Source organism: Ruegeria sp. BH6, from assembly GCF_056538105.1.
Window position 1 is genome coordinate 521,914 of sequence record NZ_JBQFSR010000002.1, and the last position, 16,641, is coordinate 538,554.

Sequence of the window (16,641 nt, forward strand, 5' to 3'; positions counted from 1 at the left end):
CGCCCAGTCACGCCGGGACAGGTTCAATCAGGTCCGGCCCGTTGGCCCGGTTCGAATTCACTGCTGGATCAACGCGGTAGAACTCCAAGACTCCCTCGGCCCCGGGTTGCATCAAACGTGCCGCGCCTTTCCCCGCCTCCCCTAACCACAAAGGCCAATCGTCAGGCTCAAGGATCAGTGGCATCCGATGATGAACGGCGCTGAGGTGGCGATTTGCCGGTGTTGTTACGATGGCGCAAGTGCCCTGCTGCGTACCCTCAAAGCCCCAATCCTGCCAGACCCCGGCAAATGCAATCGGTGCGCCATCTTTGCGGTGGATGTACCATGGCAGACGTGTTCCCTGTTCAGTTTTGGTCCATTCATAGAACCCTGTTGCCACGATCAGGCAGCGTCGTTCGCGGCAGGCGGCGCGAAATGCAGGCTTTTCGGCCAGAGTTTCGGCACGCGCATTGATCAGCAAAGGACCGGCGGTTTCAGTCTTGTACCAATGCGGCAGGAACCCCCAGCGCAGCGAATCCAACTGGCGTCCGCCTTCGCCAACGCGCACCACATGCACTTGATTTGTCGGGCAAACATTGAAGTTCGGCACAGCAGGCAACGTGTTTGCAGGCCGTGCTGAAAACAGCTGCGCCATTGCGTCATTTGGAAGGGTTATTGCAAACCGTCCGCACATGGGTAAAGAACCATCAATAATCGTTTCATACAGGCACAGGGTGTCACGGGGTCACATGCAAAATCAAACAGCGAATACCCTCAAAGGCAAGGCGGTGGCTGCTTTGGAAGCAGGCAAGCTGCAACAGGCGCTGAAGAAGGCACAGTTGGGCGTTAAGAAATTCCCCAAGGATTCTGATTTCCACGCCATCTCGGGCTTTGTGCTGACCGAAATGAAGCAATACAAGAAATCTATTCCGCATTTCGTAGAAGCGTCACGAATAAAGCCAGACGACCCTCAATTCGTGGAAAACCTGGCAAATGCGCTTATGCAGACCGGACAGATCCCCAGGGCGCTGGAATATACTGAACAAAAGCTGGAACAGTTCCCAAACAACAAAGAACTGAACCGCGTCCTGGATGAGATTCACCTGAAAGGCAGCAACTGGCGCCTGGTCATTGAACATGCGAGCAAGAAGCTGCAAGCCGAGCCCGACGATGTGAACCTTCTGGGCAAACGGGCTCGTGCCTATTCGAAAATTGGATTTGTCGAGGACCACTCGCGCGATGTTTCTCGCGCCTTTGAGTTGGAACCGGAAAACATAAAGATTGCTTTCGCAAAGGCCGTGAACCTGCACCAAAGCGGTGACAAAAACGGGTCAAAGGAAATCTTGCAGCGTATTCTGGAAACAGATCCCGAAAACATGAGCGCTTTGCTGCAGTTGTCCCTTGTAACCTCCAAGGATGACGGCCCGAAACTGATGGAGGCGGTCGAGACCGCAATCGCCAACAAGGACGAAGACTATCAAGAGTTGGAGTTCGCCAAGGCACACCTGATCTCGGTAATTGACGATCTAAATGCCGCCATGCCTCAATTTGTGCGAGCCAACAAGGTACAACACGATAGCAACCCGTACGACGCCGCTGAGGAAGAGAAAAAGCTGAACCAGATCACCGGTCTGTTCCCCATTGGAACCGATTTACGGGCAGCCGGACTAAGCGATGGGCCAGTTCCGATCTTCGTTCTGGGTCAGCCCCGTTCGGGCACCACGTTGATGGAGATGATGCTAAGTTCGGCGCCCGATATCGCCGGGTGTGGTGAGTTGACGTTGGCGTCTGACCTGTCGCATGAATTCCAATTGGGCAATCAGCGTTTTGACGCTGAAAAAGCCACTGAATTTGCGCAGCAATTCCGCGAACTGATGCCACCGATTCCTGACGGATCGGTCGCGTTCGTTGACAAAATGCCACACAACTATCAGCTTGTTGGTTTCTTGTTGGCGGCCTTTCCCAATGCAAAGATCATCAACATGCTACGTGACCCCCGTGATGTGGGGTTGTCGAAATGGATCCGGCGGTTCCCGGCTGGTGGGATGCGTTATGCGTCGAACCTGACAGCCATTGCTCATTCGGCGAATATGTACCGCCGCTATATGGCACATTGGGATACCGTGTTCGGTGACCGCATACTGACCGTTCCTTATGAAAAATTAGTGGCCGATCCGAAAACCTACAGCCAACAGGTTGCTGCGTTCTGCGATATCGAATGGAACGAAACCATGATGCATCCCGAGAAAAACACCAAGCAGGTCAGAACGGCCAGTATCGATCAGGTCCGCAATAAGATCTCGACCAAATCCATTGGTGGATGGCAGAGCGTGTCCGAACATCTACGCCCCATGCTTGACGGGTTCGATCCCGCGCTCTGGCCCGAATACGATTTGGGCTGAGTGCGCCCGAAACACGAAAGGCCGCATCAGGGATGCGGCCTTTTTCTTTGCTATGTCGCAGAGTTACTTCTGCTTGATACGGCCGTCCAGATAAGGCTGATAGGGCGCATTTTCAGCCAAGTACTCAGCCGTGACATCTGCCAGGTCCGGACCAAAGTCATAGGCATTCTTGTCGTCGCCTTCGAACATGTTGTACCCGTCGCCGCCGTTGCGGACATAATTGTTGGTCACAACCAGATATGTCGCTGCCGGGTCAATTGGCGCAAAACCATCACCCTCGGCAACCATGACCTCGGACACGCGCCCTTCGTTCGGCGCAACCATTGGATCCCAGATGAATGTCAGACCCGCAACCTGCGGAAAGCGGCCCTTTACATCTTCGACCTGGCTTACGCCGTTCTCCAGCGCATCGATCACCCCCTGACCACTGATCTCGAAGGTAGACAGGGTATTCTGGAATGGTAGCACCGTCAGCACCTCGCCCATGGTTACTTCGCCCGGGTCGATTGAGGCCCGCAGCCCGCCTGAGTTGGCAATCGCAATCTGCACGCCTTGATCGGCAACACGTGCCAACATGGCGTCAGCGACCAGGTTGCCCATCTCACATTCCTGAACACGACAGACAGAACGGTCCCCCTCGATGGCGTCTGCTGCATTCGCCACTACCTTATTGCGGATTTCGTCCAGCGGTACGGCCAGTTCGGCGATACGGTCCAACGCGGACTGATCCTCGGTCACGGTATTGTCCATGATCAATGGCTCGCCAACCGCCTCAAGCACGTTGCCGTCATCGTCGAAGGTTACCTTCAACTCACCCAGAAACTTACCATAAGCATAGGCCTGGACGATCTGGACACCGTTGACCACGGTCGGGTACGGACCCGCTGCCTTGTCGGACACGTTCGACAGGTAAGTGTTCGAATGACCGCCGACAATTACGTCCACCCCGCTGGTTTCCTGCGCTACGCGTTGATCAACACCATAGCCAGAATGGCTGAGAACGATGATTTTATTAACGCCTTCGCCGGTCAACTTGTCCACTTCGGCCTGCACTGCGGGGGCCGGATCAGAAAAGCTGATATTTGGACCAGGAGAGGCAAGATCATGCGTGTCTTCCGGTGTTAGGCCAATCAGGCCGATCTTTTCCCCGCCCACTTCGATGACAGTCGATTTCTTGATCTTGTCGATCAGCAACTCTTCGTCGGCAATATCCGCGTTCGACATCAATACCGGAAATTCCACCGAGTCGATGAAACCGCGCAGCACTTCGGGGCCATCGTCGAATTCGTGGTTGCCCACGGTCATCGCGTCATACCCCAGCTTGTTCATGAACTCGGCTGCGACCTTGCCCTTGTAATAGGTGTAGAATAACGAACCCTGAAACTGATCCCCACCATCGACCAGGATCGAGTTTTCGGCCCGCGCGCGCGCGTCATTCACCGCAGTAACCAACCGGGCCGAACCGCCGAAACACTTGCCTTCTGCTTGGTCTTCCTCATCGCAAGCGCTGTCGTATTTGTTGATCGGCTCAAAACGCGCGTGGAAATCGTTGGTATGCAGAATCGTCAATTTATAATCGGCTGCGGCCATACCTGCGGTTAGGCCCAGAACTGCAGCAGACGCCAAAAAGCGGGTGAACATCTTCATACTCCTTGTTTTTTGTTTGGCGTGATGGTGCGCCCGCCAACAAGAAGAGTCAAAGGGGGAAATCCGTCTTGATTCTGCCCGTCACGCGGGGCATCACCACCTCATGCTGATTTACAAGATATTCAGGGCCGAGGAATGGGCCGCACTGCAGGATCAGGGTGCCTCGGACGGCGCACTGATTGATGTGTCTGACGGATATGTCCATTTCTCGACCGCCCAACAGGCGGCTGAGACCGCAGCCAAACACTTTGCCGGTGTCGAAGGTTTGACCTTGTTGGCCTGCGATGCCGATGCCATGGGCGATGATCTGAAATGGGAGGTCTCGCGCGGTGACGCCTTGTTCCCGCATCTTTACCGGCAGATCCGCATGACAGATGTCGTCTGGTCGCGCCCCCTGCCCTTTGACGGGCAAGCCCACCAATTCCCCGAGGGGATGGAATGAGGTCTTTCGTCGACCCTGACCGCACCCAGTTTGAAGCGTTCAAGGCCCTGGACCGTGATCATCCGATCGAGATGTTGAATCTGGTCAAGTTTCGCGACTTGGCCGAATACCCGACGGGCCACGAACTGGCGGATGCCGGGCTGACCGGCGCGCAGGCTTATCGAAATTACGGCGCGGAAACCGCCCCGATTATTGCGCGCCTTGGGGCGTCGATCCTGTGGCGCGGCGCGTTTCAGACCACTCTGATCGGCCCGCAGGACGAAGATTGGGATGAGGTATTTATCGCCCGCTATCCGACTGCACATGCGTTTTTGGAAATGGTGACCGACCCGGATTATCAGGCTGCGGTTATTCACAGGCAGGCGGCGGTTGCAACTTCGCGCCTGATCCGCTGCGCCCCGGCCAAAGGTGGAGAGACTTTCGGATGAAACTGACCGAGAAACTGGGGCTGGCGGTCCTGCACAAGATGGACCCCGAAGCCGCCCATGGCATGTCGATCAAGGCGTTGAAGGCCGGGCTTGCCCCGATGCCCGGGCCGGTCATATCGCCGCGGCTGAAAACTCACGTAGCTGGACTGGACCTGCCCAACCCGGTCGGTCTGGCTGCGGGGTTTGACAAGAATGGAGAGGTTTTGACCCCCCTCTCACGCACAGGCTTTGGCTTTATCGAAGTGGGCGCTGTTACACCACGCCCGCAGCCCGGCAACCCCAAACCTCGCTTGTTCCGCCTGACCGAAGATAAGGCCGCAATCAACCGCTTTGGCTTCAACAACGAAGGCATGGAGGTCATGGCGCGCCGTCTGGCCGACCGTCCCAAGAATGCGATCATCGGGTTGAACCTAGGTGCGAACAAGGAAAGTGACGACCGCCCCGGAGACTTTGCCAAGGTGTTGGCCCATTGCGCCGAGCATCTGGATTTCGCCACGGTCAATGTCTCATCCCCCAACACCGAGAAACTGCGGGACCTGCAGGGCAAGGCCGCGCTTGGCGCATTGCTGGGCGGCGTGATCGAAACTCGCAACGGTCTGTCCCGGCCTTTACCCATTTTCCTGAAAATTGCCCCTGACCTGACCGAGGCCGAATTGCAGGACATCGCCGATGTGGCGAAGGAAACAGGCGTTGACGCGGTGGTTGCAACCAACACTACATTGTCCCGCGATGGGCTGCGCAGTGGGCATAAGGGTCAAACCGGCGGCCTGTCCGGCGCGCCCTTATTCGAAAAATCGACACGTGTTCTGGCACAGCTGAGCCAGCTGACCCAGGGCAAAATCCCGCTGATTGGCGTGGGCGGTATCAGCAACGCGGAACAGGCGTATGCCAAGATCTGCGCCGGGGCATCCGCCGTGCAGCTTTATACCGCGTTGGTGTATGGCGGTATTTCTCTGGCCGCAGATATCGCGCAAGGTCTCGATAAATTGCTGGAACGAGATGGATTCAACAACGTCGCGCAAGCAGTTGGAAGTAAACGAAAGGATTGGCTTTGATTTCATATTGGCACAACCCGCGCTGTTCGAAATCCCGCGCCGGGCTGGCTCTGCTGGAAGAGAATGGCGCGCAGGTCGAGGTTCGGAAATACCTGGAAGACGCACCCTCGACCGAAGAGCTGCGTACAGTGCTGGGCAAACTCGGCGTCAACGCCATAGACATGATGCGCACGGGTGAGAAACAGTTCAAAGAACTGGGTCTGACCAAATCAACCCCTGCTAATGAATTGATCGCCGCAATGGCCGAGAACCCCATCTTGATCGAGCGCCCTCTGGCAATCGCAGGTGACAAGGCTGCCATCGGACGCCCACCCGAAAACCTACTGACGCTGATTTAGGCCACCTGTGCCTCCAGCCTGGGATAGCGCCAGCCCATGGTGACGCCGCGCGCGATGTTCAGAACCATCAGCGCGGCCCACAAGCCGTGGTTACCAAAGGCCGGCACCAGTAGGAACAGGGCCGCCACATAGATCGCAACTGATTGAACCATCGCGTTGCGCATCGCACGCGTCCAGGTGGCCCCAATATAGATGCCGTCGAACATCCAGCTTGCCACCCCGATTGCCGGGGCCAGCGCGGCCCAGATCAGATAGTCTCGCGCCGCCGCGCGCACCTCGGCCGAGGTTGACATCAGATCGATCAGCGCAGGCCCGGCCAAATAGAACACAGCCCCCAGCAGGAACGCCCCACCTACGCCCCATTGGGACGCCATGATTGACGCCCGCCGGACCTGAGACCGGTTCCGCGCGCCCACGGCACTGCCGACCAGAGCCTCGGCGGAAAAGGCGAAGCCGTCCAAGGCAAATGCGGTGATCTCAAGAAATTGCAGCAAGACCTGATTGGCAGCCAGGTTAACGTCTCCCAGATCGGACCCAACGAACAGAAATGTCGTGAACGCGCCCGTCAGCAGAACAGATCGGATCATGATGTCAGCATTCACCTGCATCATCCGGCGCAATCGCGCTGCGTCGAAAATACGTGGCCAGTCGCGCCATTGGTTCCCTGTGAACGCTTCGCGGCACAGATACAGGCCCAGCGCCAGCCCGGTCCATTCCGCGATCAGGGTAGCTAGGGCTACGCCTTCGACGCCCCAGCCCAACCCAAGCACGAACCACAAGTCCAGCAAGATGTTCAGCCCGTTCATCCAAACCTGCAGGAGGAACACGCCCCGTGTCTGCTCTATCGCGATCAGCCAACCCGTAACGGCAAAAAGCGCGATGGTTGCCGGGGCACCCCAAATGCGGATTTGCAGGTAATCCTGCGTCAGCGCCTCAACCTCGGGGCTGGCGGGTGACAGGGCAAACGCCCCCCAGAACAGCCCGACTTGTGTGAGAATAAAGAACAGCCCCGCCGCGCCGCCCAACAGCAGCCCGCGCATCAATAGCGCACCGGTTTCCGCCGTATCCCCTGCCCCGCGCGCCTGCGCCGCCAGACCGGTCGTGCCCATGCGCAGAAAGCCAAAGATCCAATAGATCGCGGACAGGATAACCGCGCCCATACCGACGGCCCCGATGGGCGCAGCCAACCCCATCTGACCGACTACACCGGTATCCACAGCGCCAAGTATCGGAACCGTGGCATTCGACAGCACAATCGGAACGGCGATTTTCAACACCCGCGTATGTGTCAGGGGTGCCGAGGCGTGCTGCGTCACGGGTTACTCTCTTTCCGCTTTCGGCTGCGGCATCAGGAAATGCCCCGTGGCCTGGGCGATGGGTCGTGCGTGATTGTCCTGCCAGGCCTCGACCCGGACCGAGGCATAGCGCCTGCCGGACCGGCTGACAAAGGCGCGCGCATAAGCATCCCGCGGCAGGCCAGAGCGTAAGTAATCAACCGTGAAATCAACGGTTTTTGGAAATCTCACCGCATCGGCTTTGAACAAATCTTCGGCGTCGATCTCACCGCTTTCGATGCGGGGAAAGAAGTGTTCCCAACTCAGCGTGATGACGGCCGTCACCTCAAGAAATGCGGCTGTAACCCCGCCATGCAGCGCGGGCAGCAATGGATTTCCGATCAGCTTGTCGTCAAAGTTCAGCACCCCAGTCAGCTCATCGCCGCGTCGGTCGAAGGTGATATTGAGAAAGCGGATGTAAGGAACTCCGTCGACAATCGCCTTCAGGGCCGCGTCGCGACGTTGCTTGACCACCTGCATGGGTTCGGGTCGGGGACGCGCCATTACAATCCCTCCACCGTAAAGGCGCCTGCCGCTGTTGCGACCGGGCGTTCTTGATCGTCGTCCATCGCGGTCGCCCGAACAAAAGCAACATTGCGCGTAATGTGATAGCAGGTCGCACGCGCCGTAATGCTCTGCCCCGGCGTCGCCGCGCGCATATAGTCAATTCTCAGGTCAATTGTGGCCGTCCCGCCCGGAGCAGACGGATGGGACATAACGGCCGCCCCACAGCATGTGTCCAGGGCGGCAAACACAGCGCCGCCATGGATAACGCCAGTTCTGGGGTCTCCGATCAGATCCGCATTATACGGCATTGAAATTTCAGCCTCGCCATCGCTGATGGTCGTCAATTTCAGACCAAGTGCGTTGGCATGCGGAATCGCCTCAATGAACTGGCGGGCAATCTCTACTTTGTCGACCATGTATGCGTGTCCTTTGGATTCCGTCCTTTATGAGCCTGCGCTTTGCAAAAGAGCAAGACCGCCTGTTGCGCTTGCCGCCACGACGCCCTAGTTTGCTGCTGAGGAGACAACAAATGACTGACAACCGTTTGTCATTAAACGAGATGTGCGAAGAGTTCGACGTAACCAAGCGCACTTTGCGTTATTACGAATATATCGAACTGCTGCAGCCCGAACGCGAAGGCCGCTCGCGTTATTATGGGCCGCGGGAATGCGCGCGGATGAAACTGATCATGCGTGGGCGCCTGTTTGGATTCTCGCTGGAAGAGATTCGCCAGTGGCTGCTGATCTATGAAGATCAGGGGGATCAGGCGCAAATGGCCGAGTTTATAAAACTGGCCGACCGGCAGATGCCTGAACTGCAAAAACAGCGTCAGCAACTGGACGAGGCGATGGAAGAACTCCAACGCCTGCGCGACCAGACCGCTAAATCTCTGGGTTGATCTTCGACAGGATCAACTGGCCATTTTTAACCTTTAGAACATTCTGCAAGCGCAGCGCTGCGTCAGAATTACTGTCTGACCGTTAGGCGTCAGCCCCCGCCCCACAGCTAAATTCCGTTACGTAACGTTTTCAATTGGGCGTTAACCGTACCTTGACGCGAGAGGATGCTACGTCAACTTTCATAGTGACGTAGCGTTTGCATTACGTGAACGTCATCTACGTGTTGTAACGTGCGCATCAACTGCGCAACTGACTTTGATAGACGCCAGTGACAAGAGTGCTGAAACCATGACCGAAGATCTGATGACCATCCGTGAAATGTGCGAGACATATGATGTCACGCCGCGCACTTTGCGATTTTACGAGGCCAAGGAACTTTTGTTTCCGATCCGCGAGGGCCAGAAACGTCTGTTCACCAAACGTGACCGGGCGCGCCTTAAACTGATCCTGCGCGGCAAGCGCTTTGGCTTTAGCCTGGAAGAGATCCGGCAGCTACTGGACCTGTACCATGTGGGCGACCAGCAAATGACCCAGATGACCCGTACGTTTGAAATCGCACGGGAACGTCTGGCAGATATGGAAGCCCGCCGCGAAGAGCTGACGCAAGCCATTGACGATCTGAAAGAACAGCTGCGCTGGGGCGAAAAAGTCATCGCCTCGATGAAGAACGAGAACAAAGCCGCCGAGTAACTCTGGCGGCCCAATCCCCGGACATCTGAATTTAAGGGAGCTTCAAATGCCCGTCTATAACGCGCCTACAAAAGACACTCAGTTCATTCTGCACGATGTTCTGAAAATCTCAGACTCGGATATTCCGGGTTATAGTGAGCTGGAAGCCGAATTCACCGGCGCCGTTCTGGAAGAGGCCGGCAAGGTCGCGACCAACGTATTGCACCCGCTGAACGTGGTGGGTGACACCGAAGGGTGCCGGTTGGAAAATGGCATCGTGTACACGCCCACAGGCTTCAAGGACGCGTTCGAGCAGATGAAAGAAGGCGGCTGGACCGGCCTCGACATGCCCGAAGAGTATGGCGGGCAGAACATGCCCTACGTCATCGGCACGGCTGTGGGCGAGATGTTCTCGGGCGCAAACCAGGCCTTTACAATGTATCAGGGCCTGACCCATGGCGCGGCCTCGGCCATTCTGGCGCATGGCTCGGACGAGCAGAAGAACAAGTACCTGCCCAACATGGTCAGTTGCGAATGGACCGGCACCATGAACCTGACCGAACCGCATTGCGGCACCGATCTGGGCCTGATGCGCACCAAAGCAGAACCGCAGGGCGATGGCAGTTATAAGATTTCCGGCCAGAAAATCTTTATCTCGGCCGGCGATCACGACATGGCCGACAACATCATCCATCTGGTGCTGGCCAAGATTCCCGGCGGTCCCGAGGGTATCAAGGGCGTGTCGCTGTTCATCGTGCCCAAGTTCATCGTGAACGAAGACGGGTCACTGGGTGAGCGCAACGGCGTCTCGGTCGGCAAGATCGAAGAGAAGATGGGCATCCACGGCAACTCGACCTGCGTCATGAACTATGACGAGGCCACCGGCTGGTTGCTGGGCGAAGAACACAAGGGCATGCGCGCCATGTTCACCATGATGAACGAGGCGCGTTTGGGTGTCGGCATGCAGGGTCTGTCTCAGGCCGAGGCTGCGTTCCAGAACGCCTTGGAATACGCCAAGGACCGCCTGCAGGGTCGCGATGTGACCGGGGTGAAGAACCCGGACGGTCCCGCCGATCCGCTGATCGTTCATCCCGATATTCGCCGCAATCTGATGGATCAGAAAAGCTTCACCGAAGGGGCCCGCGCGTTCATCCTGTGGGGCGCGACGATGATCGACAAGGCGCACCGCTCAGGTGACAAGGACGCGGACGGTCTGATCTCGCTGCTGACGCCGGTTATCAAGGGCTTTTTGACGGACGAAGGCTACGACATGACCGTTCAGGCGCAGCAGGTCTATGGCGGCCACGGATACATCGAAGAATGGGGTATGTCGCAATACACCCGCGACGCCCGCATCGCGATGATCTACGAAGGTGCCAATGGCGTTCAGGCGCTGGACCTGGTCGGTCGTAAGCTGGCGCAGGACGGCGGCAAGCACGTCATGGCGTTTTTCGAGATGGTGAAAACCTTCTGCAAGGAAAACGGCGGCAAGGATGAGGCTTATGATAAAGCGTTCATCGAACCGCTGAAGGCCGCGTCCAAGGATCTGCAAGCTGCCGGCATGTATTTTATGCAGGAAGGGATGAAGAACCCCAATAACGCTTTGTCAGGTTCGTACGACTTCATGCACATGTTCGGCCATGTCTGCCTGGGCCTGATGTGGGCGCAGATGGCCAAGGCGGCGCAGGACGCGCTGGATGGTGGTGCGTCGGACAAAGAGTTCTACGAGACCAAGCTCAACACCGGTCGATTCTACATGGCGCGCCGCCTGCCCGCCACGGGCATGCATCTGGCGCGCATCCAGACCGGCGCAGAAACGGTCATGTCGCTGAAGGCCGCCAACTTCTGAACATAGCCCGGCCTTGGGGTCCTACCCCCGAGGCCGGACTTTCGAAAGAGAGACAATGCCAAAACGTTTTCGCCTGACCCGCCGCTTTCCGGTCGCTATGACCGAGGACAGCTATCGCAAACTGCGCGGCTTTGCGCGCGAGGCCGGGTTGGACGAAGGTGAGGCGCTATCCTTTCTGTTCGAGAATTTCAACAGTGTGATCAATGAGGACAAGCTGACCCGAAGGCTGCGCGAATTCAATTCTGAGCTTGAGGCGCGCAAGCGATGATTAAAGCGCAACAGATATTTGCACGCGCTCAACTCGAGGTTGGGCGCCTCCGGCGGGAGTATTTTTGAAAAGATGAAAATGTGATGCGTCCCTGCCACCGGGCGCACTCACCATCAGGACAGGAACGACTTCACCTTTTACGGTCATCGGCTCTCCAGCCTGTACCGCTCGGCCATATCAAAGGAACAAGGTTGATAAATAGTGAACGCGAAGTCTTCATCTTTTCAAAAATACTCGAATCCGACCTGACCACGCACACCACGGGAGGGGTGATCGCATGACTATCAAACTGCACTGTTTCGGCGAAAGCGGAAATTCCTACAAGGCCGCGCTGGCGCTTGAGATGTCAGGATTGGACTGGGAGCCTGTCTTTGTCGATTTCTTCAACGGCCAGACCCGCACACCCGAATACCGTGCCGACGTCAACGAGATGGGCGAAGCACCCGTTCTGATCGATGGCGATTTCCGCACCACGCAATCCGGTGCCATTCAGGCCTATGTAACCGAGAAATCTGGCAAGTTCGGCGGCAAGGATCGCGACGAGAATTACGAGATTTTCCGTTGGGTTCTGTGGGACAATCACAAGCTCAGTTCGATGGCCGGGATGACCCGCTTTCTGATCAACTTCTTGCCTGAACAGCACCGCAACCCGGATGTCATCGCCTTTAACCAAGGTCGGTTGAAAGCGGCCTATCAAATCCTGAACGACCATTTGGACGGCCGTGATTGGATCGTCGGTGATGGCGTGACCAACGCCGACATCAGCTGCTGCGGCTACCTCTATTACCCCGAACCATTCGGCTTTGATCGCGCCGACTGGCCCCATATCGACGCCTGGCTGACCCGCTTGTCGGAACAGCCCGGCTGGAAACACCCATATGACCTGATGCCCGGCAAACCGTCGGATCGAGCTTAAGGAGAAGACCCATGACCGAAGCTTACATTTATGACGCCCTGCGCACTCCGCGCGGCAAGGGCCGCAAGGATGGCAGCCTGCACGAGGTAACCTCGGTGCGCCTGTCCGCCCTGACCCTGAACGCGATGAAAGAGCGTAACAACCTCGAAGGTCACGCCGTCGAGGACGTGATCTGGGGCAACGTTACGCAGGTGATGGAGCAAGGCGGCTGTCTGGCACGTTCGGCGGTTCTGGCATCGGATTTGGATCAGTCGATCCCCGGTCTGGCAATCAACCGCTTCTGCGCATCCGGCATGGAAGCCGTGAACCTGGCGGCAAACCAGGTCAAGGGCGGCGCTGGCGAAGCCTATATCGCAGGCGGTGTTGAGATGATGGGCCGTGTGGCCATGGGCAGTGACGGTGCCGCGATTGCCGTTGATCCGACGCTGGCGATGGACACCTATTTCGTGCCGCAGGGTATCTCGGCCGATATCATCGCGACCGAGTATGGTTTCAGCCGCGACGACGCCGACGCGCTGGCGGTGGAATCGCAGAGACGTGCAGCAGAGGCATGGGAAGACAACCGGTTCGAGAAATCGGTCATCACCATCAAGGACCAGAACGGCCTGACCATTCTGGACCGCGACGAGTACATGCGCCCCGGAACCGATATGCAAAGCCTCGGCTCGCTGAACCCATCCTTCGCGATGATGGGTGAGCAGATGCCCGGCTTCGACAAAGTGGCGATGCTGAAATACCCGCATCTTGAGCGGATCAACCACATCCACCACGCGGGCAACAGCTCGGGCATTGTGGACGGCGCTGCCGCTGTTCTGATCGGCAACAAGGAATTCGGTGAGAAATACGGCCTGAAACCGCGTGCGCGCATTAAGGCAACTGCCAAGATCGGTACCGATCCGACCATCATGCTGACCGGCCCGGTTCCGGTGACCGAGAAGATTTTGGCCGACAATGGCATGAAGATTAGCGATCTGGACCTGTTCGAAGTGAACGAAGCCTTCGCTTCGGTCGTGTTGAGGTTCCAGCAGGCTTTTGACGTTGACCCTGCTCTGGTTAATCCAAACGGCGGCTCAATCGCGATGGGTCACCCACTGGGCGCGACCGGTGCAATGATCATCGGCACGTTGCTGGATGAGTTGGAGCGTCAGGACAAGGAAACCGGTCTGGCCACGCTCTGCATTGCATCCGGCATGGGTGCGGCAACCATTATCGAGCGTGTCTGATGCCCAAGCTGGACCTCTCACAGATCCCGTTCAAGGGGGGCTCGTCTTATCCCGGCAAACTGGCGCAGGCGACCGCCGGTCGTTTTGTGCAGCGTGTGGGCGATGCGGGCGGGCTGACCCAATACGGTGTCAACATCGTGCGGCTGGAACCGCAGGGCATGTCTTCGCTGCGTCACTACCACATGAAGCAGGACGAGTTTGCCATCATGCTCAGCGGCACCTGCGTGCTGATAGATGACGATGGCGAGCATGAAATGCAGCCCGGCGACTGCGCCGCTTGGCCAGCAGGTGAGGCCAACGGCCACCACCTTGTGAACAAAACCGGTGCGCCCGCGACCTTTCTGGTGGTGGGCACACGGACCCCGACCGAGACCGGCTATTACAGCGACATAGACATGATGGTGAAGGATGACGAGAACGGATTCGCCTTCACCCGCAAGGATGGCAGCCCGCTGACGGCTGACCAGATTGGAGATGACAATGACTGATTTCACTCTGAGCAAAGACGCGGACGGCGTCGCCTTTGTTACCTGGGATGCCCAGGGCAAATCCATGAACGTGCTGACGCGCGAGGCCTTTCAGGAGGTCAGCCAACTGATCGATAAGGCCCTGAACGATGACGAGATCAAAGGTATCGTCATCACCTCGGGCAAAGAAGGCTCATTCGCAGGCGGTATGGACCTGAACACGCTGGCCACCATCCGTCAGGAAGCGGGCGAGGAACCAGCGCAAGCGTTGTTCGACTTCGTCATGGGCGGCCACCACATCCTGCGCAAGATGGAATTGGCGGGCATGGACCCCAAGACCAAGAAGGGCGGCAAGCCGATCGCCTGTGCCATCAACGGCACCTGCGCCGGTATCGGGACCGAGATCGCGCTGGCCTGTCACCACCGCGTCATGACCTCGAACCCCAAGGCCAAGATTGGTCTGCCGGAAATCATGCTTGGCATCTTCCCCGGTGGCGGCGGCACCATGCGTTTCAGCCGTATGGTTGGCGCGATGGCAGCGGCCCCGGTCCTGCTGGAAGGCAAGATGATGGACCCGGCCAAGGCCAAAGGCGCGCAGCTGATCGACGCTGTGTCGGACGACCCGGTTGCTGTGGCGAAAGAGTGGGTTCTGAACGCCAAGGACGCCGATCTGGTCAAGCCTTGGGATGCCAAGGGCTACAAAATGCCCGGTGGTGCGCCCTATCACCCTGCCGGGTTCATGACATTCGTCGGTGCCAACGCCATGGTGAACGGCAAGACTCAGGGTGCTTTCCCGGCAGCCAAAGCATTGCTGAGTTCGATCTACGAAGGTGCACTGGTCGATTTCGACACCGCCCTGCGGATCGAGGCGCGGTGGTTCACTTCGATCCTGATGAACCCGTCATCGTCGGCAATGATCCGGTCGCTGTTCCTGAACAAAGAGGCACTGGAGAAAGGCGCGGTGCGTCCCAAGGATGTGCCCGATCAGCGCGTGAAAAAGGTCGGTGTTCTGGGCGCTGGTATGATGGGGGCTGGTATCGCACTGGTCAGCGCTCAAGCAGGTATGGAAGTGGTTCTGGTCGACCGCGATCAGGAAGCCGCTGAAAAGGGCAAGGCCTATACGGAGAGCTATCTGGACAAGGGTATGAAGCGCGGCAAGGTCACGGCTGAAAAGAAAGAGGCCATGCTGGATCGCATCACCGCGACCCCGGATCTTGATCACCTGAAGGGCTGCGATCTGATCATCGAAGCTGTCTTCGAAGACCCGGGCGTGAAGGCCGAGATGACCCAGAAGGTCGAGGCGATCATCCCCGAGGATTGTATCTTTGCCTCGAACACCTCGACTCTGCCGATCACCGATCTGGCCAAAGCATCCTCGCGGCCTGAACAGTTCATCGGTATCCACTTCTTCTCACCGGTCGAGAAGATGTTCCTGGTCGAAATCATCAAGGGCAAGGAAACCGGGGATCGCGCGGTGGCCAAGGCGCTGGATTATGTACGTCAGATCAAGAAGACGCCGATCGTGGTCAATGATGCGCGCTTCTTCTATGCCAACCGGTGCATCATTCCTTACATCAACGAAGGGGTTCGGATGATCGCTGAGGGTGTAAACCCTGTGCTGATCGACAATGCCGCACGTCAGTTAGGCTTCCCGGTGGGGCCAATCCAGCTGACCGATGAGACCTCGATCGATCTGGGGGCCAAGATTGCCCGCGCGACCAAGGCGGCGATGGGCGATGCCTACCCGGAAAGCCCCTCGGACGATCTGATCTTCTGGATGGAAGAACAGGGTCGTCTGGGTCGCAAGGCAAATGCGGGCTTCTTCGACTATGACGACAAGGGAAAGCGCGTCGAATACTGGAAAGGCCTGCAAGAGAAATATCCCCATGCGGAAGACCAGCCTGACCTGATCGAAGTGCAGGAACGTCTGATGTTCGCACAGGTTCTGGAAGCGGTCCGCGCGCTGGAAGAAGGTGTTCTGGAAGACATTCGCGAAGGTGACGTGGGCGCGATCCTTGGTTGGGGCTTTGCGCCTTGGTCGGGTGGTCCGCTCAGCTGGTTGGACATCATCGGCACGCCGTACGCGGCCGAGCGCTGTGATCAGTTGGCCGAGGCCTATGGCGAACGTTTCGCCTGCCCACCGCTGCTGCGTGAGATGGCTGAGAAAGGCCAATCCTTCTACGGCCGCTTCAACCCCGAAGCAAAAGCCGCCTAAAGA

18 protein-coding genes are annotated in these 16,641 nt (G+C 57.7%); 13 read left to right on the plus strand and 5 right to left on the minus strand.

From position 1 onward, the window contains the following. Positions 1-7: 7 nt before the first annotated feature. On the minus strand, positions 8-673 hold the full coding sequence (locus tag ACR0B8_RS07860) for an SOS response-associated peptidase (protein WP_170349278.1): 666 nt from the start codon (positions 671-673) through the stop codon (positions 8-10). A 55-nt stretch (positions 674-728) separates the two neighbouring features. Between ACR0B8_RS07860 and ACR0B8_RS07865 the strand changes: the two genes are divergently transcribed. Then, positions 729-2,381 (plus strand): tetratricopeptide repeat-containing sulfotransferase family protein, encoded by a 1,653-nt coding sequence (locus tag ACR0B8_RS07865; RefSeq protein WP_170359249.1) that lies wholly within the window; start codon positions 729-731, stop codon positions 2,379-2,381. A 63-nt stretch (positions 2,382-2,444) separates the two neighbouring features. Here the strand turns inward: ACR0B8_RS07865 and ACR0B8_RS07870 are convergent, their stop codons facing one another. Next, entirely contained in the window at positions 2,445-4,022 is a 1,578-nt protein-coding gene (locus ACR0B8_RS07870) for a bifunctional metallophosphatase/5'-nucleotidase (RefSeq protein WP_226688249.1), read from the minus strand. Between the two features lie 109 nt (positions 4,023-4,131). Here ACR0B8_RS07870 and ACR0B8_RS07875 point away from each other — a divergent pair, with 109 nt between their 5' ends. Genes ACR0B8_RS07875 through arsC form a run of 4 tightly spaced genes read left to right on the plus strand, consistent with a single transcriptional unit; the run spans position 4,132 to position 6,291 of the window. Beyond that, positions 4,132-4,470, plus strand: a complete 339-nt coding sequence (locus ACR0B8_RS07875) for a DUF952 domain-containing protein (RefSeq protein WP_170359253.1) — start codon at positions 4,132-4,134, stop codon at positions 4,468-4,470. Continuing rightward, on the plus strand, positions 4,467-4,898 hold the full coding sequence (locus tag ACR0B8_RS07880) for a DUF1330 domain-containing protein (protein ID WP_170359255.1): 432 nt from the start codon (positions 4,467-4,469) through the stop codon (positions 4,896-4,898). The genes ACR0B8_RS07875 and ACR0B8_RS07880 overlap by 4 nt, the downstream gene beginning before the upstream one ends. Continuing rightward, entirely contained in the window at positions 4,895-5,953 is a 1,059-nt protein-coding gene (locus ACR0B8_RS07885) for a quinone-dependent dihydroorotate dehydrogenase (RefSeq protein ID WP_170359257.1), read from the plus strand. The genes ACR0B8_RS07880 and ACR0B8_RS07885 overlap by 4 nt, the downstream gene beginning before the upstream one ends. Further along, on the plus strand, positions 5,950-6,291 hold the full coding sequence (gene arsC, locus ACR0B8_RS07890; RefSeq protein WP_170359346.1) for an arsenate reductase (glutaredoxin): 342 nt from the start codon (positions 5,950-5,952) through the stop codon (positions 6,289-6,291). The genes ACR0B8_RS07885 and arsC overlap by 4 nt, the downstream gene beginning before the upstream one ends. On the opposite strand, the gene ACR0B8_RS07895 is transcribed toward arsC, so the two are convergent. The 3 genes from ACR0B8_RS07895 to ACR0B8_RS07905 are packed head-to-tail and all read right to left on the minus strand — an operon-like array spanning position 6,288 to position 8,548. After that, positions 6,288-7,607: an MATE family efflux transporter gene (locus ACR0B8_RS07895; protein ID WP_170359258.1), complete on the minus strand. Its 1,320-nt coding sequence runs from the start codon at positions 7,605-7,607 to the stop codon at positions 6,288-6,290. The genes arsC and ACR0B8_RS07895 overlap by 4 nt on opposite strands. A 3-nt stretch (positions 7,608-7,610) precedes the next feature. Beyond that, positions 7,611-8,129 (minus strand): PaaI family thioesterase, encoded by a 519-nt coding sequence (locus tag ACR0B8_RS07900; RefSeq protein WP_170359260.1) that lies wholly within the window; start codon positions 8,127-8,129, stop codon positions 7,611-7,613. Further along, positions 8,129-8,548, minus strand: a complete 420-nt coding sequence (locus tag ACR0B8_RS07905) for a PaaI family thioesterase (protein WP_170359262.1) — start codon at positions 8,546-8,548, stop codon at positions 8,129-8,131. The genes ACR0B8_RS07900 and ACR0B8_RS07905 overlap by 1 nt, the downstream gene beginning before the upstream one ends. Before the next feature lie 113 nt (positions 8,549-8,661). Between ACR0B8_RS07905 and ACR0B8_RS07910 the strand changes: the two genes are divergently transcribed. The 8 genes from ACR0B8_RS07910 (at position 8,662) to ACR0B8_RS07945 (ending at position 16,638) form a co-directional block, all read left to right on the plus strand. Next, positions 8,662-9,030, plus strand: a complete 369-nt coding sequence (locus ACR0B8_RS07910; RefSeq protein WP_170349296.1) for a MerR family transcriptional regulator — start codon at positions 8,662-8,664, stop codon at positions 9,028-9,030. 289 nt (positions 9,031-9,319) lie between these two features. After that, the gene (locus tag ACR0B8_RS07915) at positions 9,320-9,721 is read left to right on the plus strand and encodes a MerR family transcriptional regulator (protein ID WP_170349298.1); all 402 of its coding nucleotides are present in this window, start codon (positions 9,320-9,322) and stop codon (positions 9,719-9,721) included. A gap of 46 nt (positions 9,722-9,767) precedes the next feature. After that, complete coding sequence (locus ACR0B8_RS07920; RefSeq protein ID WP_480658023.1) at positions 9,768-11,549, plus strand: acyl-CoA dehydrogenase C-terminal domain-containing protein; 1,782 nt, start codon at positions 9,768-9,770, stop codon at positions 11,547-11,549. A gap of 55 nt (positions 11,550-11,604) precedes the next feature. Next, positions 11,605-11,817, plus strand: a complete 213-nt coding sequence (locus tag ACR0B8_RS07925; protein ID WP_170349301.1) for a hypothetical protein — start codon at positions 11,605-11,607, stop codon at positions 11,815-11,817. A 277-nt stretch (positions 11,818-12,094) separates the two neighbouring features. Further along, positions 12,095-12,733 (plus strand): glutathione S-transferase family protein, encoded by a 639-nt coding sequence (locus tag ACR0B8_RS07930; protein ID WP_170359266.1) that lies wholly within the window; start codon positions 12,095-12,097, stop codon positions 12,731-12,733. A gap of 11 nt (positions 12,734-12,744) precedes the next feature. After that, a complete protein-coding gene (locus ACR0B8_RS07935) occupies positions 12,745-13,956 on the plus strand; it encodes an acetyl-CoA C-acetyltransferase (protein WP_170349305.1) in 1,212 nt (403 codons plus the stop codon). Next, positions 13,956-14,444: a cupin domain-containing protein gene (locus ACR0B8_RS07940; protein WP_170359268.1), complete on the plus strand. Its 489-nt coding sequence runs from the start codon at positions 13,956-13,958 to the stop codon at positions 14,442-14,444. The genes ACR0B8_RS07935 and ACR0B8_RS07940 overlap by 1 nt, the downstream gene beginning before the upstream one ends. After that, positions 14,437-16,638, plus strand: a complete 2,202-nt coding sequence (locus tag ACR0B8_RS07945; protein ID WP_226688247.1) for a 3-hydroxyacyl-CoA dehydrogenase NAD-binding domain-containing protein — start codon at positions 14,437-14,439, stop codon at positions 16,636-16,638. Before ACR0B8_RS07940 ends, ACR0B8_RS07945 begins: the two co-directional genes overlap by 8 nt. Positions 16,639-16,641: the final 3 nt, after the last annotated feature.